General features: G+C 32.4%; 16 protein-coding genes, 1 tRNA gene and 7 pseudogenes. 6 read left to right on the forward strand and 18 right to left on the reverse strand.

The window, feature by feature from the left end:
* The first annotated feature begins 1 nt into the window (after nucleotide 1).
* The 4 genes from WPG_RS05090 (at nucleotide 2) to WPG_RS05105 (ending at nucleotide 4171) form a co-directional block, all read left to right on the forward strand.
* A complete protein-coding gene (locus WPG_RS05090) occupies nucleotides 2-1168 on the forward strand; it encodes a 3-dehydroquinate synthase (protein WP_045470136.1) in 1167 nt (388 codons plus the stop codon).
* A gap of 5 nt (nucleotides 1169-1173) precedes the next feature.
* Complete coding sequence (gene eboE / locus WPG_RS05095) at nucleotides 1174-2367, forward strand: metabolite traffic protein EboE (protein ID WP_045470138.1); 1194 nt, start codon at nucleotides 1174-1176, stop codon at nucleotides 2365-2367.
* Nucleotides 2368-2371: 4 nt separating this feature from the next.
* Complete coding sequence (locus tag WPG_RS05100; RefSeq protein WP_045470140.1) at nucleotides 2372-3748, forward strand: alkaline phosphatase family protein; 1377 nt, start codon at nucleotides 2372-2374, stop codon at nucleotides 3746-3748.
* Nucleotides 3749-3826: 78 nt separating this feature from the next.
* A complete protein-coding gene (locus WPG_RS05105) occupies nucleotides 3827-4171 on the forward strand; it encodes a transmembrane 220 family protein (RefSeq protein WP_045470142.1) in 345 nt (114 codons plus the stop codon).
* A gap of 56 nt (nucleotides 4172-4227) precedes the next feature.
* Here the strand turns inward: WPG_RS05105 and WPG_RS05110 are convergent, their stop codons facing one another.
* The 5 genes and pseudogenes from WPG_RS05110 to WPG_RS05125 form a co-directional block, all read right to left on the reverse strand.
* Nucleotides 4228-4860 carry a hypothetical protein gene (locus tag WPG_RS05110; RefSeq protein WP_144374418.1) on the reverse strand — a complete coding sequence of 211 codons (633 nt, stop codon included), beginning with the start codon at nucleotides 4858-4860 and terminating at the stop codon, nucleotides 4228-4230.
* A gap of 60 nt (nucleotides 4861-4920) precedes the next feature.
* Complete coding sequence (locus WPG_RS18945) at nucleotides 4921-5244, reverse strand: LacI family transcriptional regulator (protein WP_144374509.1); 324 nt, start codon at nucleotides 5242-5244, stop codon at nucleotides 4921-4923.
* Entirely contained in the window at nucleotides 5235-5441 is a 207-nt protein-coding gene (locus WPG_RS18950; RefSeq protein ID WP_084221520.1) for a LacI family DNA-binding transcriptional regulator, read from the reverse strand. Before WPG_RS18950 ends, WPG_RS18945 begins: the two co-directional genes overlap by 10 nt.
* Nucleotides 5442-5444: 3 nt before the next feature.
* Complete coding sequence (locus WPG_RS05120) at nucleotides 5445-6113, reverse strand: bifunctional 4-hydroxy-2-oxoglutarate aldolase/2-dehydro-3-deoxy-phosphogluconate aldolase (protein ID WP_045470148.1); 669 nt, start codon at nucleotides 6111-6113, stop codon at nucleotides 5445-5447.
* Between the two features lie 3 nt (nucleotides 6114-6116).
* Nucleotides 6117-7163, reverse strand: a pseudogene (locus WPG_RS05125) (PfkB family carbohydrate kinase).
* 69 nt (nucleotides 7164-7232) lie between these two features.
* Between WPG_RS05125 and WPG_RS05130 the strand changes: the two are divergent.
* A complete protein-coding gene (locus WPG_RS05130) occupies nucleotides 7233-8252 on the forward strand; it encodes a LacI family DNA-binding transcriptional regulator (protein ID WP_045470150.1) in 1020 nt (339 codons plus the stop codon).
* Nucleotides 8253-8345: 93 nt separating this feature from the next.
* Here WPG_RS05130 and WPG_RS05135 read toward each other — a convergent pair.
* From WPG_RS05135 to WPG_RS05180, 13 genes and pseudogenes are all read right to left on the reverse strand, one after another.
* A pseudogene (locus WPG_RS05135) lies at nucleotides 8346-9110 on the reverse strand (SDR family NAD(P)-dependent oxidoreductase).
* Between the two features lie 38 nt (nucleotides 9111-9148).
* A pseudogene (locus tag WPG_RS18840) lies at nucleotides 9149-10149 on the reverse strand (MFS transporter).
* Nucleotides 10150-10178: 29 nt separating this feature from the next.
* On the reverse strand, nucleotides 10179-10403 hold the full coding sequence (locus tag WPG_RS18850; RefSeq protein WP_316929978.1) for an MFS transporter: 225 nt from the start codon (nucleotides 10401-10403) through the stop codon (nucleotides 10179-10181).
* A gap of 31 nt (nucleotides 10404-10434) precedes the next feature.
* On the reverse strand, nucleotides 10435-11136 hold the full coding sequence (locus tag WPG_RS05145) for a FadR/GntR family transcriptional regulator (protein WP_045470152.1): 702 nt from the start codon (nucleotides 11134-11136) through the stop codon (nucleotides 10435-10437).
* 164 nt (nucleotides 11137-11300) lie between these two features.
* A pseudogene (locus tag WPG_RS05150) lies at nucleotides 11301-12233 on the reverse strand (polysaccharide lyase family 7 protein).
* Between the two features lie 46 nt (nucleotides 12234-12279).
* Nucleotides 12280-12759 carry a hypothetical protein gene (locus WPG_RS05155; RefSeq protein WP_045470153.1) on the reverse strand — a complete coding sequence of 160 codons (480 nt, stop codon included), beginning with the start codon at nucleotides 12757-12759 and terminating at the stop codon, nucleotides 12280-12282.
* Between the two features lie 123 nt (nucleotides 12760-12882).
* The gene (gene gndA / locus WPG_RS05160) at nucleotides 12883-14766 is read right to left on the reverse strand and encodes an NADP-dependent phosphogluconate dehydrogenase (RefSeq protein WP_084221521.1); all 1884 of its coding nucleotides are present in this window, start codon (nucleotides 14764-14766) and stop codon (nucleotides 12883-12885) included.
* Nucleotides 14767-14773: 7 nt separating this feature from the next.
* A pseudogene (locus WPG_RS18955) lies at nucleotides 14774-15133 on the reverse strand (polysaccharide lyase family 7 protein); the annotation flags it as partial.
* Between the two features lie 234 nt (nucleotides 15134-15367).
* Nucleotides 15368-15796, reverse strand: coding sequence for a polysaccharide lyase family 7 protein (locus tag WPG_RS18960; protein WP_410529694.1), 429 nt, complete (start codon nucleotides 15794-15796; stop codon nucleotides 15368-15370).
* Nucleotides 15797-15851: 55 nt separating this feature from the next.
* Nucleotides 15852-16853: pseudogene (locus tag WPG_RS18545) on the reverse strand (sugar kinase).
* A gap of 131 nt (nucleotides 16854-16984) precedes the next feature.
* Nucleotides 16985-17374: a hypothetical protein gene (locus WPG_RS18965; RefSeq protein WP_410529695.1), complete on the reverse strand. Its 390-nt coding sequence runs from the start codon at nucleotides 17372-17374 to the stop codon at nucleotides 16985-16987.
* A 333-nt stretch (nucleotides 17375-17707) separates the two neighbouring features.
* A pseudogene (locus WPG_RS18555) lies at nucleotides 17708-19186 on the reverse strand (chondroitinase-B domain-containing protein).
* A gap of 229 nt (nucleotides 19187-19415) precedes the next feature.
* Nucleotides 19416-19497 (reverse strand) — tRNA-Leu (locus WPG_RS05180).
* A 142-nt stretch (nucleotides 19498-19639) separates the two neighbouring features.
* On the opposite strand from WPG_RS05180, the gene WPG_RS05185 reads away from it, so the two are divergent.
* Nucleotides 19640-20581 carry a ribose-phosphate pyrophosphokinase gene (locus WPG_RS05185; protein ID WP_045470155.1) on the forward strand — a complete coding sequence of 314 codons (942 nt, stop codon included), beginning with the start codon at nucleotides 19640-19642 and terminating at the stop codon, nucleotides 20579-20581.
* Nucleotides 20582-20623 lie beyond the last annotated feature (42 nt).

Here is a 20623-nt window from a genome sequence, read left to right on the forward strand (position 1 = left end):
AATGAATCTATACGACCCCATTGTGCAGTCCTTTAAAGTGACTTACAATTACAAATTATATTTTACCAATCATCTGTTCTCAACAGATAATGAATTATTTAATTCAATTTTAGAGTCCTATAAACCACAAGAATTAACAAAAGTTTTATTTGTATTAGATAGTAATGTAAATAAGCTTCACCCTGAATTAGAAAAGCAGATTAAAGCATATTGTGAGTATTACACTAATAATATTAAGCATACTGAATTAATTGTAGTTCCTGGAGGTGAGCAAAGCAAAAATGACTCAATATTAGTAGATGATATCCTAAGAGGTATTGATAAAAACAAAATATGCAGGCATTCTTTTGTTGTAGTAATAGGAGGTGGTGCCGTTATAGATATGGTAGGTTATGCTGCAGCAATTGCCCACAGAGGTGTAAAATTAATTAGAATTCCTACAACTGTATTATCACAAAACGATGCTGCTGTAGGAGTTAAAAATAGCGTAAACTTACTTAATAAGAAAAACTTCTTAGGCACTTTTGCAACACCTTATGCTATCATAAATGATAGCATATTTTTAGACACTTTACAAGAAAGAGATTGGGTTTCTGGAATTGCTGAAGCTATAAAAGTTGCTCTAGTAAGAGATAAAGTGTTTTTTAAATTTATACAAGATAACGCAGAAGTACTTTACAAAAGAGATAAAGAAACTATGCAGTATCTCATTTATAAATGCGCAAAACTGCACATGGAGCATATTGCACAAGGTGGTGACCCTTTTGAGAGTGGTTCTTCTCGCCCTTTAGATTTTGGTCATTGGGCAGCACACAAATTAGAATACATGACCAATTACCAATTGCGTCATGGGGAAGCTGTTGCTATTGGTATGGCTATAGATTTGACTTATGCCTATCTAATCAATCTTATTGACTTTAATACCTTGGAATCTATTTTAAAAGTTATAGAAAACGTTGGTTTTAATTTAGACTTACCTATTACATCTGAAAATGAATTACAAAAATTATTAGGAGGCATTGAAGAATTTAGAGAACACCTTGGAGGTCAATTGACCATTACACTTATCTCCAAAATTGGAACTAAAAATGATGTGCATTATATTGACATGAATAAAATGCAACAAGCCATAAAAATGCTTCCAACATTATTAAAAGAAAATAACTAACCAAAGTGGTCGTAAATAAAATATTTCATTGCACATATTGTACTAACATTCATGGTGGCAAAAACTGGGAATTAACTTTTAATGACCTAAAAAATTACATCCCAAAAATAAAGGAAGACGTTGCACCAAACAGTCCTTTTGGTATAGGTTTACGCTTATCTAATAAAGCTAGTGAAGAGTTACAAATTGGAAATAATTTACTAGAATTTAAGACTTGGTTAGACTCAAAAAATTTATATGTCTTTACAATGAATGGGTTTCCATATGGGAATTTTCATGATGAAGTTGTTAAGGACAAAGTACATACACCAGATTGGACTACAACAAAACGACTTAATTATACAAAACGACTTTTTAATCAATTAGCATACATATTGCCTGAAGGACTTGATGGCGGAATTTCTACATCTCCTCTAAGCTATAAACATTGGCATAAAACTACAATTGACAAAGAATATGTTTTTACAGAAGGCGCAAAAAATTTGGCCAAAGTTGTTTGTCATTTAGTTAAAATTGAACAAGAAACAGGAAAATATCTGCACTTAGATATTGAACCTGAACCAGATGGCGTATTAGAGAATACTGAAGAATTTTTAGCTTTCTATAATGACTATTTATTACCACAAGGTAGCGAAATCATAAGTGAAGTTTTGAAAATTAGTTCAAAAGAAGCAGAAGAATTAATTTACAGACATATGACAATATGCTATGATGTTTGTCATTTTTCATTGGCTTTCGAAGAACCAAAAGACACTTTTGAAAAACTCAAAAAACACAACATTAAAGTAGGTAAAATCCAAGTAAGTTCTGCGTTAAAAATTAATTTTGATGGACATAACGATGAAGCTATTTGGGAATCTTTATCAAACTTTAATGAATCCACCTATCTTCATCAGGTCACTGAAAAAATTGATGGAGTAGTAATAGTTTATAATGATTTGCCTTTAGTTTTAGGACAAAAGAAAAGTCATAACGAATTAAGAGCGCATTTTCATGTTCCTATTTTTTTGGATACATTTAATCACTTGCAATCAACTCAAAACCAAATATTAGAAGTGATGGATCACCTCAAAACAGATGCCATCTCTAATCATATAGAAGTAGAAACATATACTTGGAATGTATTACCAAACAACCTAAAAATTCCTATAGATCAATCTATTAGCAGAGAGCTTAATTGGTTACTAAAACAATTTTAAACTAATGAATAAAACGGTTGTAATTAATGTTGTAGGATTATCTAATCGTGTTATTGGGGAGCATACACCTTTTATAAAAACATTTTTAGAAAAAGGACAATCTTCTATTATAAAGCCTGTATTACCAGCTGTTACTTGTTCTGCACAATCAACCTATCTAACCGGTAAATGGCCTTCTGAACATGGTATTATTGGCAATGGTTGGTATTTTAAAGAGGAGTGTGAAGTGAAATTTTGGAGACAATCCAATAAACTAGTAGAAAGTAAAAAAATCTGGGATATTCTTAAAGAAGAGAACGATAGTTTTACTTGTGCAAATCATTTTTGGTGGTACAATATGTATTCTACTGTTGATTACAGTGTGACTCCTCGCCCTAATTACTTAGCAGACGGTCGCAAAATTCCAGATTGCTATTCACAACCCTCTGATTTACGAGATACACTTCAAGACAAATTAGGAACTTTTCCTTTATTTCATTTTTGGGGACCAAAGACAACCATAAAATCTAGTCAATGGATTGCAGATGGAGCCATAAAAACTGATGAATTATATAACCCTACACTGAGCTTAATATATTTACCTCATTTAGATTATAACCTGCAACGTCACGGTTTAGATTTCAATATTATTTCTAAAGATTTACAAGAAATAGATAATGTTGTAAGAGGATTGGTAACCTGCTATGAAAAACAAGATTGTAATATTATTCTACTATCAGAATATGGAATTACAAACGTTAATAAACCTATTCATTTAAATAGAATTCTGCGTCAACATAACTATCTATCGATTCGTGAAGAAAGAGGTTTAGAATTATTAGATGCAGGTGCTAGTAAAGCTTTTGCCGTTGCTGATCATCAAATTGCGCATATCTATTTAAATGACACTACTACAAAAGACAAAATTATAGCTATTCTTAAAAAGACAGATGGTATTGAAAAAGTATTGTCAAACGAAGATCTAAAAGCTCTGAATTTAAAACATAATCGTTGCGGAGATATTGTTGTTGTCGCTGATAAAAACTCTTGGTTTACTTATTATTTTTGGTTAGATAATGAAAAAGCTCCTGATTATGCTAGGATGGTTGATATTCATAAAAAACCAGGTTATGACCCTGTTGAAATGTATACAGATCCAAAGGACAAATTGTTAATGCCGAAGGTTATATGGAAGCTCTTAAAGAAGAAATTAGGCTTTAGAACTGTTATGGATATTATACCTATTGATGCTAGTTTAATAAAAGGCTCGCATGGAAGGTTACCTGAAAATGAAGATGATTACCCTATTTTTATTAGTAATAATAATTCAATAGAGATAGAGAAACAACTGGTCGCAACTGATGTTTATCATCTTTTACAAAAGCATGTTTCAGAAAAATAACAGCATACTTTTCAACACTAACAATCAATTTGTTAACTTATAAATTGTGGAGTTTAGCTCCCATTATAAAATTATAATATGAAACTATTTTTTAAAATATTTGCCTTTGTATTTGCCCTTTTATGTCTCACCTCAGCATATTTACAATTAAATGATCCTGACCTTTTATTATGGTTATGTATTTATATAACCTCTGGTATTGTTTCAATTTTATTTGCACTAAACAGATTGCCTTACCAGATTTATTTAGTACTATCTATTGGCTATGTTATTGGTGCTTTTCTTTTTTGGCCAGAAACGTTTGAAGGAGTAACTATTGGTGGAGGGGAAATAAGTAATATTGAACATGCTAGAGAATCTTTAGGCTTAATAATTTTAGCTTTAGTAATGTTAATTTTTGGGATTAGGACTAAAACTAATTAATATAATCCTCTATGAATAATGTAGGTGGTAAACTAATATAAAAAAACCTCGCAACTTCAATCACAGTTACTCTCGTAATATTCTATAATTGTTTTTAGGTCATCTTTACCTAACTTTTCTGCTATAACTTTTTCTGCCAGAGCATTACAGTCTGAAAAGAAAGTTGCAATATCTTTGGAGTCATACATTATTTCTGCCATATCATTACCTTTTGACAAAAATAATTGATTATGTCCACCATAAAATCTAAACATTGGTATGTTAGTTCCACCTGGCATAAAACTCATACCTCCACCTCCGCCAAATGTTCTACCAAAAAGTGTTACTGAACCCTTTTTCAAAACCTCTAAAAAATGTAATCGTTCCCGATCCTCTTCAACATACATTGTAACATATAATGCTTGACTCTGCTTTTTCACTTTACGTTTATTTACTTTTTCTGTATATTTTACAGTAAAATGGATAGAATCTATTTTATTAATTTCAATTTTCTTAGCCTTATCTTTTTTGTTCTGACGAAAACGTAAGCTCTCTTTAGGTTGAAATCTAAATTTACCACCTTGTCTAATTACGGCTTCGCCTTTTACTATACTATCGTTTTCCATATATATGGTCGCAGGTGACCAACTATATTGACCAAAAGCCATGGTAAAGGACAATAAAAATACTACTCTAACAATTCCTCTCATTAAGTTTTTTTGAGGTTAAATTTAGAGAAAATAGATTATATATTTCTAAAGAAAAAGTAATTAGTTATTTAATAAGTTAATCAAGCTATCATATGAAATTTGCTTTATTTCATCTAAAGATTGTGAACTTTCTGTGTTGATGGATTCAACAGGAAATGAACTATTTGCGTATTGATTTTTTTTCTGATTTTTATCCGCCGATATAACTATGATTCCATCAATAGAACCATCGCTAAGGCTTTTTATATAGTTTAATTCTTTGGTATAAGAATTAAATGATTGATAAAACAAAATTCTATAACCAAAGGTTTCAGCAGTTTTCTGTAAATGACATAGCGAATGACTATAACAAGCTATAGTGACTTCAGGTAAAATTACAGCAATAGAACCTGTTTTTGGATTCTAAGTGAAACAGCATAATTATTTGGAACATAATTATGCCGTTTTGCTATTGATTTTATTATCTCTCGAGTTGCTTTACTAATTTCTAGCTTATTATTTAAAGCCTTAGATACCGTGGATATAGAATATCCCGATAAAGATGAAATTTCTTTTATTGTAACAGCAGCCGTCGATTTCAATTTTTATGATTTTAAATCATTAATTATACGTAATGCATTTTTGGTATCCGATTCTATTTTAGTTAAATCATAATTACCTTCTGCATTTTTTGCAATGAGTTTAGAACCCATACCTACGCAAGTTACAACAGCTTTAAACCAGCCTTCTAAATTATCTCTAGTTGGTGAAACACCACCTATAGGCATAATACTTGTCCATGATTGAGGACCTCGAATAGCCTTTACAAAATCAGGCCCATATATTCCACCTGGAAATAATTTAACTATTTCGCAGCCTAACTCTTCCGCTCTACATATTTCAGTTAAAGAACCATATCCTGGAGACCACATAACTTTTCGTCGGTTACAAACCGTTGCAATGTCTTCTCTCAATACTGATGTTACAATAAAGTTAGCACCCAAGGCCATAAAACGAGATGCTGATGCAGCATCAGTTACAGAACCAACACCCATAATCATTCCTGGCAATTCTTTTAGAACATATTTGTTCAGCTCACCAAAAACTTCGTGAGCAAAATCGCCCCTTGCAGTAAACTCAAGTAATCTTGCACCACCATCATAAGTAGCCTTTATTACTTTTTTACTTACTTCTAAATCTGAATTATAAAACAATGGTACTAAACCTGTTTGTTTCATAATATTTGCAACTTCTATTCTTGTGAAATTTGCCATATCTTATCTTGCTACACGTCCTGAGGCATCACCACCCATTAATTTCTCTACTTCAGGTACTGTTACCAAGTTAGCATCTCCTTTTATAGTGTGCTTTAAACAAGATGAAGCAACAGCAAAATCTAATGCATTTTGATCATCTTCAGGATACTTTAATAATCCTTAGATAACCCCCCCCATAAATGAATCACCTCCACCTACACGATGTACAATATCAGTAATTTGGTATTGACGCGTTTCATACATTTTTTTACCATCGTATAAAACACCTGCCCAAGTATTGTGAGAAGCTGAAATTGAACCTCTCAAAGTAGTAATCACTTTTTTAGCTCTTGGGAATTTCTCCATCATCTGTTTACAAACTGATAAGAAAGCTTCAGCTTTTGCATCGTGTCCATGTTTATGTACGTCTAATCCTTCAGGGTGAATTCCAAAATGCTTTTCAGCATCTTCTTCATTTCCTAGAATTATATCACAATAGGATGTTATTTCTGTCATTATTTTTTCTCTATGCTTTTCATCACAAAAAGTCCATAGCTTAGCTCTATAATTTAAATCTGTAGAGATCGTAACACCCATTTCGCTAGCCACTTTAACAGCTTCTAAACAAGCATCTGCCGCTCCTTGAGAAATAGCAGGTGTAATTCCCGTCCAATGAAACCAAGCCACATCTTTAAAAACAGATTCCCAATCTACTATACCAGGCTTAATTTCAGAAATTGCAGAATGTGCTCTATCATAAACCTCTTGACTTCCTCTACTTACTGCACCTGTTTCCAAGAAATAAATTCCTAATCGATCTCCACCATATACAATCTTATCTACTCCAACACCGCGTTTACGTATTTCCACCATAGCACATGCTCCAATATCATTTTTTGGAAGACGTGTTACAAAGTCTACTGGCACACCATAGTTAGCTAAGGATACAGCTACATTAGATTCACCACCACCATACACAACATCAAAGCTTGATGCTTGAGAAAATCTTAAGAATCCTTGAGGTGCCAATCTTAGCATAATCTCCCCAAAAGTGACTACTTTTTTCATTATTAAAATATTAGTTTATTAGTTAAAAATTGTTGTTTGCTTAAACGATTAAGCAACTATAGAAAAAACTTGGCAAATAAAGAAAGAACGACTATCAGAGACATTGCCAAAGTGCTTAATATATCACCTGCAGCAGTTTCTAAAGCTATGCATAACGATTTTAGGATTAGCACTAAAACAAAAGAAGCTGTTAAACGTGTTGCTAAGGAATTAAACTATCAACCTAATCATTTGGCAAGTGCATTAAGAAAAGGTAAAAGTAATTTGGTTGGAGTTATTGTGCCACGAACTAATAGTAATTTCTTTTCGTCTGTCATTGAACATATGGAAATTGTTTTAAATAAAGCTGGCTACAGTATTATTATTACTCAATCTAATGAGTCTTTTGAAAAAGAATGTAACAGTATTGATACTCTTTTGTTTACTCAAGTTGATGGAATTATTGCTTCTATGGCTAATGAAACGGTTGATTTGTCTTATTATGAAAAGATAAAATCTAAAGGTATTCCCTTAATACTATTTGATAGAGGTGAAAATGACTTAAACGTAGATTATGTTGGTATTAATGATTATGACAGTAGTCATATGATAGTTGAACACCTTATTTCTAAAGGTTGTAACCGTATTGCACATATTGGTGAATATAGACGAACAAGAATATTTAATAATAGAATTCGTGGTTATATTGATGCAATAACTAAAAATAACCTGCCTCTAGATAATAATCTAATCATAGAGTGTTCTTTAACTCTAGAGGATGGCAGATACGAAATGCAAAATCTTCTAAAACTTAAGAATAGACCCGACGCCATTTATGTTACTAGTGATTATGCTGCTCTTGGTGCTTTACAAGTTTTAAATGAAAATAATATTAATGTACCTAATGATATTCGCTTGATTGGATTTGGGAATGAACCTTTTACGTCTTTGGTATCTCCAACAATTTCTAGCATTAATCAACATAGTGGGGCTATTGGTCGTCTTGCTGCTGAAACATTTTTGAAAAGAGTTAAAACACCAGAAATAAAACAGAGCCTAAATAAAATAATTCTTGATGCGGAGTTAGTTGTAAGAAACTCATCAGAATAAAAAAGAGTGATTTTACTTTAGTTTAATCACTCTTCTTGCTAAAACTAAAATCAAAAAATTTAGCTTAATGCTAATTATTAATTGAAATCAATATTATATTCCTAAAGCTTGTCCATCTCCAATTTGGATGGTTTCTGCGGTTATAAAAGATGCATCTTTACTAGCTAAGAAAGAAATTACACCAGCAACATCTTCTGGCTGACCTAATCTTCCTAACATAATATTATTTGCCCATGAAGCAAAAACTTCTGGCTTAGTCGCTTTAATTTGTGCATGGAATGGTGTGTCAATTGTTCCAGGAGATACTGCGTTTGCTCTAATACCATATTCAGCTAAATCTTTTGCTAAAGCTCTTGTAATTGCGTGAACACCCGCTTTAGACGTTCCGTATACTCCTTGCACCTGGTCCACCTGCTGTCCAACCAGCATTAGACGTATAGTTAATTATAGATGGGTGTTCTCTCTTTTTTAGATAAGGAATTGCAGCTCTTGATGTAAAAAACACAGAATCTAAATTTAAAGCCATAATAAATCTGTAAAAGTCAGTCGTCATTTCTTCGAATCTAGATCTTCCGCCTAGACCACCAGCATTGTTTACTAACGTATCTATCTTTCCATATTTTTCACCAATTTTCACAATATTACTTGTTACCTGATCTTCTTTAGTAACATCAAAATTATAATATTCTGCCGTTATTACTTAAGCTGCAATCTCTTCAACTCTTTTAGATCCTGCTTCTGGTTCAATTCCATTAAGTATAACAGTATACCCATCTTTACCTAATCGTTTTGCAACTTCAAAACCGATATACCTCTAGTGGCCCCAGTTACTACGGCTACTTTTCCTTTATTACTCATCTTATTTATGGTTATTTTTTAATTTAATTTATTTCGTTTTATATTGGTTTAATTTCTTTTATCAACATGTTAATAGATAATACTGCTAAAGGTGCTAATACAGCCAATATTATAAATGCTGGTGTGTAAGACTCAGTTGTTATTATAGGTATTGACCAGTTCATAATAATTACTGAGACTGCTCCTATACTTCCACCCAGACCTGCTAATGTACCAACCGATTTTCCATTTAGTAAATCACTAGGTATAGTTTGAATGTTACTAATTGAAAATTGAAATCCAAATAGTACAACAAACACAAAACATACAAACTTAAGAGGAGTGTCAGCAAAGAATATCGCACCGAGAATAGCAATCACTATAATTGCTGCTCCAATTAAGATTGTTCTTTTTCGACTAAAATCTATAGTGTTATTCTTAATAAGTCTTTGGGCATACCAACCGCCTGCTAAACTTCCAATCATTGCACCTACATAAGGAAACCAGGCATAATAACCTATCTGTTTTACATGAAAATCAAATTCTTTGAAAAGGTAAATTGGCATCCAAAAAACGAATAACCACCATATAGGTTCTATAAAAAACCTTGCTGCTATTAAACCCCAAGATTCTTTCTTAGACAAAATCTCAATAACGCTCAGCCCTTTTGATGATTCGTCATCTTTTCTACTCTCATGTCTTCCTGATACAATATGATCTTTTTCTTTTTCAGTTATCCATGGATGTAACTTTGGTTTCTTTTTATTCATAATTAACCATGGAATAATCCAGATAAATCCAATTACACCTATAATAACAAAAGTAACCTTCCAACCAAGGCGCCAAATAATTCTGCAACAGTTGGTGCAGCAATTATAGAGCCAATACCTGCTCCAGCATTAAAGATACCTTGTGCCATAGCTCTCTCTTGGATTGGAAACCATTCCGCATTATTCTTTACTGCGCCTGGCCAATTACCAGCTTCAGCAACACCTAATAAACCTCTAAAAATTCCTAAAGAAGCAGCACCTTTAGCAAAAAAATGTAGGACACTTGCCAAAGACCAAAAGAAAATAGAAAGTACAAATCCTATTTTTGTACTACCTTGTCATATACTTTTCCTGATATAAATTTACCAGCAGCATAAGTAATAGTGAATATATTAATTACCCACGCATAATCTGTTTCATCAAACCCTAAATCTTTACTCATTTCTGGCCACATTATCCCTAAAGCAGACCTATCTATATAATTAATGATTGTTGCTAGACATACTAAGCCTATAATCCACCATCTTAAGCCTTTTACTTTCATTTGTAGAATTTTGTTGTTATTAATTCTTTTTTTAAGATTTATAGCAATATTGATATAACACACTAAAGTGCTCTTTCATCTTTGCTTTTGCTAATTGAGGCTTTTGCCTTTTTATAGCATCAAATATTGCTTCATGCTCTTTAATTCCTCTTTGAGCCAATCCTTTATCACAGACGTGATACTTTTCGAAATTGGTAATAATCTCTGGTATTATGGTTAACATAAAAGTATTCATCATGCTATTACCACTTGCCTTAGCTATAGCTAAATGAAATAGTAAATCCTCTTGTACAGCATCCTCGCCATCTAAAACTTTTGATGTATAGGCATCTAAAGATTCCTTTATTTTTTTCAAATCTTCTTCTGATCTCCTAATGGAAGCTAATCTAACAGTCTTAAGTTCTAGCAAAATTCTAGTCTCAACTAAAGATTTAAAATCTGGTTCATCTAATCTTAAGATATCTTCAATCATCCCATTCATGGCAATGACACCAATATTAGCTACAAATGTTCCGCTTTGAGGTATTGAATCTAACAATCCATAAAATTCTAACTTTTGAATTGCTTCTCTAACATTACTTCTGGATACACCAAACTTTTCAGATAACATTCTTTCTGAAGGTAATTTATCTCCAGGTTCAAGATTTTTAATATTTATTAAGTCCTTTATTTTGGATATAATACTCTTTTGTATATTATGACTATCTGTTTTTGCTAATACTTCTATCTTCATATTGTAGTTATTCTATAAATGGTTTATCCATATTTAACTAGTCAAATTTATGTAAATAATACACTAATTTCTGATAAAATTAACTTTATTAGTGCATAAAGAACCCTACGTGAATCAACTATAATAGTAGAATTCAATAAGCGACTAACTCAAATAAATCAATTTTAATGACTAATTTCTAATTCATAAAAGCGGACTTTGGCATAAGCTCCTTCATCTCTAGTTTGGAAATAATTACCCGCTTTAAAATAGTTTTCGAAAACTCCCCATTTCTTTATATGTATGTTTTCATAAACTTTATACTCATTTCCGTTTAGACTAATCACCATTTTTCCGTCTGAAACCTTGACTTCAAGAGTAAATTTTTTGAAATCTACTTTTTCTTCAAAGTTAAATCCTTCATCATCTCCCCATGCTTCTTCATGAAGAATTTCTGGAACCCTTACATTTAAATTTTTTAAGACCTTGGTTTTAACCCTAATCTTACCTTTGTCCAAGTATATCTTTAATATTGGAGGTGCATTATTATCATCTTCACCAATTAAATCACGTTGTTCATTCGTTAGTCGCCCATGAATTTGCATAATGATGACTCTATGGTATTTACCATTGTCATCTCTAGTGACTTCATCCATGGCCAACTTACCTTTCATGTAAGCACCATCTTTGAAGGTCCAGTTTACACTATTCTCACCCGGAACCATTTGCTCTCTCAGCTCTGATCTAGTATACTTAGTATTAGCGGTTTTAGAATTAATTGGCATAGCATGAAAAACAATTGCACCTTTAGTTGAATCTATATACAAATAAGGCTTAGCAACTTCATTTGATGCAAAATCTGATATTTCAGGAGGTTCTATTTCTTAAGGCTTGCCTTTGTCATTAGTAACAGGAAGTGTAACCTTCCAATAACTTAAATCAATTTTTGGCAACTTTATTTTTTTACGCTTTTTCTTTTTCTTTTTTTTGCTCTTTTTCTTAGTTTCTAATTTAATAGCTGAATCAGAATCAATACTATTTTGCGTTTGACATGTGGCACTTGCAAATAGAAATGTTATAAATACAATACTCAATATTTCTTTTCTGAGATGTTTCAATCTTATTAATATTATTTAAATAGCTGTTTAAATTCTTGAATTAATCTTATAGTGTATTTATAACGATATCAGTTAAGAATACTTCATTACTGCCAGTTACTGTGTTAGTAGGCACAAAATAGAAAATAACAAATTTCTGATCTGTTGATGTTAATACACCACCATATGCAATAGATTCATCCACTCTATCTTGTAGAAAGCTAAATGTAGCATCTTCCGTAAAATTAAATATTGATTGTTGCCAAGTGTTTATGTCAGTAGAAACTACTTGTTGAGTAACTAAAGCCAAAGAAGCTAAATCATCATCACTTGATGGTTGGCCAGATAAAATATAGAACGTTCCTTCCACTACGTCAACTGGTGTAGATTCCGTTTTTACAAATGCAGAAATCGAATATTCAACACCTGTTTCAACTTCAAATGGTTGATAAGCTCTCCCCCCAGAACTATCAAACTTTAGAGATCTACCTGAAGTACCACCAGCAGACTGTGCATCAGTACCCGAAGAACTTCCTACTTTAACCATAGATGTAACGCTACCTGTACCAATAGTGTAGCCAATAGCAAAGATACCAGGCCCAAAACCTAATACTATGGCTATTATTTTTTTGGTTTTGTTGTTTCCATTGTATTAGATGTTCGTTATTTTTTATTCCCAATTTGAGTGATAACTCTTTCCTGAATTGTCATCTAGTCTTTGATAAGTGTGCGCTCCAAAATAATCACGTTGAGCCTGAATAACATTTGCTGAAGCATATTTTGTGGTAATTCCGTTTAAAAATTGAATTGCTTCTCCTAATGCTGGTACTGTAATATCATTAAGAACACATTGTGATACCACCTTTTTTGCCGCTGGTCTATATTGACTAACCACATCAATCAATTGTTGATTGGTTAATATATTAGTTGTGTTTTTAAAGACTTCAACTAATTCTTCCATTAAAGTAGATCTGATAATACAACCGTTTGTCCAGATTCTAGCAATTTCACTAAGATTTAAGTTCCATTCAAATTTATTTGAAGCCTCAGCTATTAATTTAAAACCTTGATAATGATTTATAATTCTTGCAAATTGATAGGCTTTTAAGACTTCATCAATCTCTATATCTAATTCAGAATTATTTATGGTTTCGAAGCTCTTATTTAACTGAAGACGTTCATCCTTATAAAAGGAAATATAGCGTGAAAACAATGCTGAACTAATTAAAGTACTTGGCACACCTAGCTCTGCAGAAGCGATAGTTGTCCAATTTCCTGTGCCTTTATTACCAGCTTTATCTAATATTTTTTTGACCAGCCAATCATTACCCTCTTTTTTTCTGAATATGGCAGTTGTTATTTCTATTAAATAACTATTTGCTGAATCTTGCCAAGTTTCTAAAGTGTTAGCTATATCATCTGGGTATTGACCTAAAGCCTCTAATATGGTAGATACTTCAGCTAATAATTGCATTTCTACATACTCAATACCATTGTGTACCATTTTTATAAATTGACCACTTCCTTCTGGACCTACATATGTACAACAAGGCAACCCGTTTTTATCTTTTGCTGAAATAGTTTCAAGAAAAGATGCTGCATTATCATAAGCATCTTTATCACCACTTGGCATAATTGAAGGTCCTTTTAGTGCCCCTTCTTCACCACCAGAAACACCGGATCCAATAAAATGAATACCTTTAGTTTTTAAATAATCGTAACGTTCTTTTGTTTTTTTATAGTTAGAATTTCCACCATCTATTATAATATCATTTTTGGATAAATGAGGTAACAAATCTTCAATGACATAATCAATTGTTTTTCCTGCATTTACCATAAGCATAATGCGTCTTGGTTGTTGTAATGAATTTACAAAACGTGAAATATCATCAAAAGCTTTGGCTTCAGATAATTCCGGATATTGCGCTTTAAAGTTTTTAGCAATATCTACCTCAAAATCATCTACATGTCTGTTAAACATAGAAATTTTAAAACCGTTATTAGCTAAATTCCTGCATAAGCTCTTTCCCATAACTCCTAAGCCAAATAATCCAAATTCCGAGGTAATCATTAATTCGTTTTTTATTTTTTTAATAATCTGTTCTGGTCTTAAACAGATATCTATCTGTATTGCACGTTTAGGTTTCTCTAAAATATCGAATTGCGATTTCAATAATTCCGAAGGCATAAAATGATCAGATCTATTAGTTATTCTTTCATAAATCTGCTCAAAAGTACCTGATAAATGCACCCATTTTGTTTCGCCTGAGATATTTTGACTTAAAATATCGCGATACTTTTGTTTTAAAGCCGAGCATACAATAACACAACTATTAGTCTTAAGTTGTTTTTTCGCTAATTCATTTAAAGTCTCTAACCAACCTTGCCTATCATCATCATCTAATGCCTTTCCACTAGACATCTTTGCAACATTAATTTCTGGGTGAAAATCATCTCCATCAAAGAAAGGAAACGTTAATTCTTTAGCAAGTGATTTACCTAAGGTACTTTTCCCAGATCCGGAAACTCCCATTATAAAGATTGCTTGATTCAAATTAATTTTATTTATGTGGTGCAGTACTTGCACCTAAAGTAGCTTTTTTAAACCAAACTTCGGCATAACTTCCGTTCGCATATTGCTTAGCTATATCACCATTATAAGTTTCTGACTTGGTACTCTTCGCATTCGCTTGGTTGTATGCACCTTGCTTAAAATAATTGATTTCTCCTGCATAAGCCGTATCACGTTCAACTCCACCTCCTTTTTCTCTATTTGCATACACTTTTAAAACTTGCTTAGGAATAGCTTCTCTTGTTATAAATTCTGATTTTATTAAACTCTTTGTAAAGTGAACTGTCTTATGATTTTTACTAGTAAAAGTTAAATACATAATGCCTTTATAAACATTTACTTCATAATTAAATTCTTCACCTCAAGCAATACCATCTTCTGGTTCTTTTGGATATTCCGATGCACTTGAACCAACATCAGAAAAATTATATCCCCAAACTGCTGTAGAGTAATCAAACCTTCCAATATTATCACCTTCTGTATTGATTTCATAATTCCAAAATACAGAACCCTTTGTATGACCAGGAAATTTTTTATAATAGATTTTTAGGGGTTCATTTTCATGGCCTTCATCGCTATGAATTTACCCAACAACTACTGAATATGATGACGCTTTAGTCGCATCACCTGTAGTTGAAACGTGTTTTACTTTTAATGTGCCTGTTAATTTTCCACCGACCTCTGGAATCCAATGTTCTATTTGACCCAACTCCGTTCTTGTATTACTAGATGTTTTTGAAGTAATACCAGTGTTTGGAGTTTTATGAACCACCCATTCTGTATTTCCATCATTCTTAACGTAGAAAAAATCGTGTTTTTGAAAATTCAACAATGAGTCTATACGTGAACCGTCACCTAAAAGGATTCGCCACTCATCCATAAATGGAACAACATCCCTTGGGTACTTTATGGCAGCCTCAGACTGAGTTGTTTTATCTGAAATAGTTTTAGAATTATCTTTACAAGCAACTATTGCTATAAGTGTAGCTATAGTAATTACTATTTTTTTCATTTTAATTGGTTTTTGCAGTAATACGATTAATACATCTGTTTACCTTCTTTAATGATTATCTTTTGATAGCTCCAGAAGTATCACCTTCCATTAAACTTAGTACATTTTTTAGAGAAACGGTATTTACATCTCCTGGAACGGTGTGTTTTAAAGCGCATGCTGCTGCTGCAAAATCCAAAGCCTGTTGATTCTCATAATGTAGTAAACCGTATGTGAGACCAGCTGCAAAAGCATCTCCTGTACCTACACGGTCAATAATATGAGTAATATTTAGCGTATCGGTTTTAATATACTTTTTGCCATTCCACATTTTACCTTGAATCTGATGGTGAGAAGCACTCAATGTTCTTCTCGTCTTTTTGACCACTTTCTTAATATTTGAATAACGACTCATTAACTCCTGAGCTAAATCCTGAAACTTATCGTCAATTTCACCCAAGCCAAACATTTCACGAATACCTCTGCTACTGGTAATTACAACATCGCAATGTTCTACTAGAGTAGGAATCACATCTTGCATGGTTTTCCCATACTTCCACATGTTATTTCTAGAATTAATATCCCCAGAAACAGTTATTCCCAATTTATTTGCTGTTTTTATAGCATCTAGACAACATTTAGCAGCACCATCTGAAATAGCCGGTGTTATACCTGTCCAATGAAACCAATCAGCATCCATAAGCACATCTTACCAATCAACCATTGAAGGCTCGATCAATGAGAAAGCAGATCCTTCTCTTTCATAAATAACCTCACTAGGTCTGTGGACAGCACCTTTCTCTAAAAAGTACTTCCCAATCATATTATCACCATAAACAACGTGTTCTGTACTTAACCAATGTTTACGTAAAAATTGCGTCGCTGCTTTTCCGAGAGCATTATCTGGAAAACGAGTAATATGAGCAGCTTTCATACCTAAATAGGCACATGAAATACCAACATTTGCCTCACCTCCTCCGTAAACTAATTCGAAAGATGATGCATGGGAAAATTTTTCATATCCAGGTGGAGATAAACGCATCATTACCTCGCCAAATGTGATTACTTTCTTAGGCATATTTTTTAATACATTAAAGTCATTACCAGATTTTCTTCGGTTTTAATTTGTCCTGAATTAACCAAAGTATTCTCAGATTCTATATTATTTTTTGCTCCCCATAAAATAGAAACAAACTGCACTTTATTATTCTAAAAAGTGTTTTTTACAATATTCACATTAATGATTCCGTTATGATTTAAAAGTCTTTTATTTTTCTCTTTTTCACCACAATTTGTAAATGTTGAATTTGTTACCAAAAGATTTCCGCCTATAGTAGATTCATCATAACCACCTCTATAATAATCCATGACATTTTCTTTTACATTGTTGAAATTACAGTTATTTATGGTCAAATATTCTGTATTGTAATCCCCTTTATCATTTTTTTCTTCAGATAATTCTATTCCATTTTCACAATCTGAAATTGATGTGTTTTCAAAAGTGACGCGCTCAGCAAATGATTCTTTATAGGCTTTAAGTACATAATTAAAATCATTGATTTCAGAATTAGAAACTGTTAACCCAAAATGATTGGACATATTTTCTTTTAAGTATACGAAGGCATAGTTAGATGTGTTTCCTTTTAAACTTAGATTGTTTACTGTTAATTTACCATAAGGTTGTAATGAGAATAATGGTGTATCTGCTTCACCTGAATATACAAGTTGCGCTTTTTCGTTTTCTTGAGATTGTATAGTAATTGTCTTATTAATTACTAAAGATTCATTTAAAGTGTAAACCCCATTTGCTAGAGCAATGATGTCTCCATTGCTTGCTTAGTTAATCTTTGTTTGTAAATCCTCAGCTTTAGTTATAGCGTGTATAATTGGCTCCTTTGCTTGTATTTCGTTTGAATACCATGTTGTACCATATTAAGATTTATCTAAGATACTTGGACTAGAAACATCTTTACCTGTTATAGCTCCAATACTTTTACTATCTTTTCTAGATACACCTAGTAAATCATTTTCAATGGTATTAAAATCGAGGCCATTATAGGCTTCAAAGTCATCGGGAATTCCTACAGGAATAAAAATATGATCTGACAATTCCCTAAGCTCTAATGATTCTTCAATGATACCTCCATCAAAATTATTAAAGGCTACACCTTGATTATTAATGATATTATTTTTAAACGTAACTCCATCAGCTTTATCATTCTCTACAACAATCCTTTCCAGGCCTTTTTCATTATAAACAATATTGTTAGAAACAGTTGATCTAATAGCTCTTGCAGAACGGATTTCAGATTTTTGCAACACATCTGATTGCGCTTAGTTTTGTCCAACGCCAAATTGCCATGGTGAACTACAATTTACATATGTGTTATAAGCCACAACAACATCTGTAACTTGGTTGTAACGATTTAATGGTGATTTTGGAATCCCATTCATGACTGCTAATGGGCTTCTAAATCTCTTCCCTTTTAATCCATAAAAATATTTGTTAACTACCCAATGTCCCGTATTGATAATTCTAATTCCGCCGTAGTTTTCGTTAACTCTATCTCCAATAAAATAGTTTCCATCTAAGGTTACATAGTTACCATGACGCGTTACTAATGAACCTTCACTTTTATAAAACACATTGTTTTTAAATACGTTGAAATTCGTTTTACTAGAAATGACCTCAACTTCACCATTACATTCTTCAAATAAATTATTGGCTATATAGGTGTGAATTGGTGACATCGATGTATAACTATCACCTAATTGAATCGTTTCTCCACTAGGGCCACCTTTTACTGGCCTAGGTCCAAAATGATTATTCACAATTTTATGGTAATTATTAATGCTTTCTATACCTGCAATACTTACTCTTACCGTTGGTCCTCTATTAGTTTTTCCTGCAATATATGAATTGCTTAGCTCATTATGCCTACCCCAAAATAAAACCCACAAATCACTTTTGTCTCGTTTTGGTTTATTGAAATCTTCGATCACACAATTGGTAACCTTACAATTATTTGATATTTCATCTGGAGCTTCTTTATGCCCTATTTTAAAATCAATAACTGCATTTGATGGTGAGAATCCGTTTTTAAAATGTAAACCTTCAACCACTAAATATTCACCTCCAAATTTCAAATATGATTGCCCTTTTATACTCACTTTACCTGCTGTCTCTGCTCTTAAGGTAACAGGGTTTTCTTTAGTCCCGTTACCCCTAAACTTTATTTCAACATCTTTCCATACTCCATTAGCTAAAACAATTTCATCACCAGCTTTACTATTTTTTACAGCTTCATTGAGCTCATCGATATTAGAAACATTAACTTGGTTTGTAGTAATGTTTGTTTTACAAGCTACAAAAAGCAGAATAACACTAAAATATAAAAGATTTGTTTTCATAATTTTTATTTTAGTGATTATTTAATATTCTTCAATTTTAATATTCGGAAAAAAGCTCAAGTTATACTAATCTTGCATAACACAGATGTAGGTTACAAAACGAATTGGTTTACCTGATTGGTTTACCATATATATAAAAGTATTTTGTATCAAAAAAGTTAAATCGGAAGAATTCTATATTTTATCCAATAAAAACAGCCCAATCTTTCAATTGGGCTATTTTTACATGTACTCAAGGTGGGAATCGAACCCACACGTCTTACGACATTGGATTTTGAATCCAACGTGTCTACCAATTCCACCACTTGAGCGATTTGTTGGACTGCAAAAATAGAAATAATTTCTCTCCAAACAACTAAAAATACAAGGTTATATACTTTATCGAGTAAATAATTTCCCTAAATTTGGGCATTGCTAAAAACTCAACTAACAACTCTTTAATCTCTTAACAAAATGCCCAACAAGACTACAGAAGCTAAAATTTTTACTTGTACCCAAAGCCAGCATTTAGCCGAACAAATCGCAAAAGCGTACGGAGTAAAATTAGGTAACGTCATTACATCGACTTATAGTGATGGAGAATTTCAGCCTTCTTATGAAGAATCAATAAGAGGAACACGAATTTTTATTATTGGATCTACTAATCCAGGCCCTCAAAATCTAATGGAGATGCTTTTAATGATTGACGCGGCTAAACGTGCATCCGCTAGACATATTACAGCCGTTATGCCTTATTTTGGCTGGGCTAGACAAGATAGAAAAGATAAGCCTAGAGTCCCAATTGCTGCAAAGTTAGTAGCAAAAATGTTAGAGGCTGCAGGAGCAACTCGTATTATTACAATGGATTTACATGCAGATCAAATTCAAGGGTTCTTTGAAAAACCTGTTGACCACTTATTTGCTTCCACTATATTCTTGCCTTATTTAAAAAGCTTAAATCTTGATAACCTTACAGTAGCTTCACCAGATATGGGTGGTTCTAAACGAGCTTATGCCTATTCTAAAGCTCTAAAAAGTGATGTTGTAATTTGTTATAAACAACGAGCAAAAGCTAATGTGATTTCTCATATGGAATTAATTGGTGATGTTACAGGTAAAAATGTTGTTCTTGTAGACGATATGGTTGATACTGCTGGTACTTTAACTAAAGCAGCAGATTTAATGATGGAACGTGGTGCAAAAAGTGTAAGAGCTATCTGTACACACCCTATTTTATCTGGCAGTGCCTATGACCGTTTAGAAAGCTCTAAACTTGAAGAATTAATTGTAACCAATTCAATTCCTTTAAGACAAGAGAGCAAAAAATTAAGAGTTATAAGCTGCGCAGATTTATTTGCCGAAGTTATGTGTAACGTTCATCACAATCAGTCAATTAGTAATAAATTTGTGATGTAATTCAGTTGAATCTGACTTTGATTTATATCACTTTTTTATAGT

Origin of the sequence: Winogradskyella sp. PG-2 (genome assembly GCF_000828715.1) — a bacterium.
In the GTDB taxonomy this organism is placed as follows: domain Bacteria; phylum Bacteroidota; class Bacteroidia; order Flavobacteriales; family Flavobacteriaceae; genus Winogradskyella.

Coding starts and splice junctions, on each gene's coding strand:
- WPG_RS05145 (WP_045470152.1), bottom strand. CDS start 11,136: ATGAAGATAGAAGTATTAGCAAAAACAGATAGTCATAATATACAAAAG.
- WPG_RS05120 (WP_045470148.1), bottom strand. CDS start 6,113: ATGGCAAATTTCACAAGAATAGAAGTTGCAAATATTATGAAACAAACA.
- WPG_RS05100 (WP_045470140.1), top strand. CDS start 2,372: ATGAATAAAACGGTTGTAATTAATGTTGTAGGATTATCTAATCGTGTT.
- WPG_RS05155 (WP_045470153.1), bottom strand. CDS start 12,759: ATGGTTAAAGTAGGAAGTTCTTCGGGTACTGATGCACAGTCTGCTGGT.
- WPG_RS05110 (WP_144374418.1), bottom strand. CDS start 4,860: ATGAGAGGAATTGTTAGAGTAGTATTTTTATTGTCCTTTACCATGGCT.
- WPG_RS05105 (WP_045470142.1), top strand. CDS start 3,827: ATGAAACTATTTTTTAAAATATTTGCCTTTGTATTTGCCCTTTTATGT.
- WPG_RS18965 (WP_410529695.1), bottom strand. CDS start 17,374: ATGTCCAATCATTTTGGGTTAACAGTTTCTAATTCTGAAATCAATGAT.
- WPG_RS18960 (WP_410529694.1), bottom strand. CDS start 15,796: ATGAAAAAAATAGTAATTACTATAGCTACACTTATAGCAATAGTTGCT.
- WPG_RS05090 (WP_045470136.1), top strand. CDS start 2: ATGAATCTATACGACCCCATTGTGCAGTCCTTTAAAGTGACTTACAAT.
- WPG_RS18850 (WP_316929978.1), bottom strand. CDS start 10,403: ATGAAAGTAAAAGGCTTAAGATGGTGGATTATAGGCTTAGTATGTCTA.
- WPG_RS05185 (WP_045470155.1), top strand. CDS start 19,640: ATGCCCAACAAGACTACAGAAGCTAAAATTTTTACTTGTACCCAAAGC.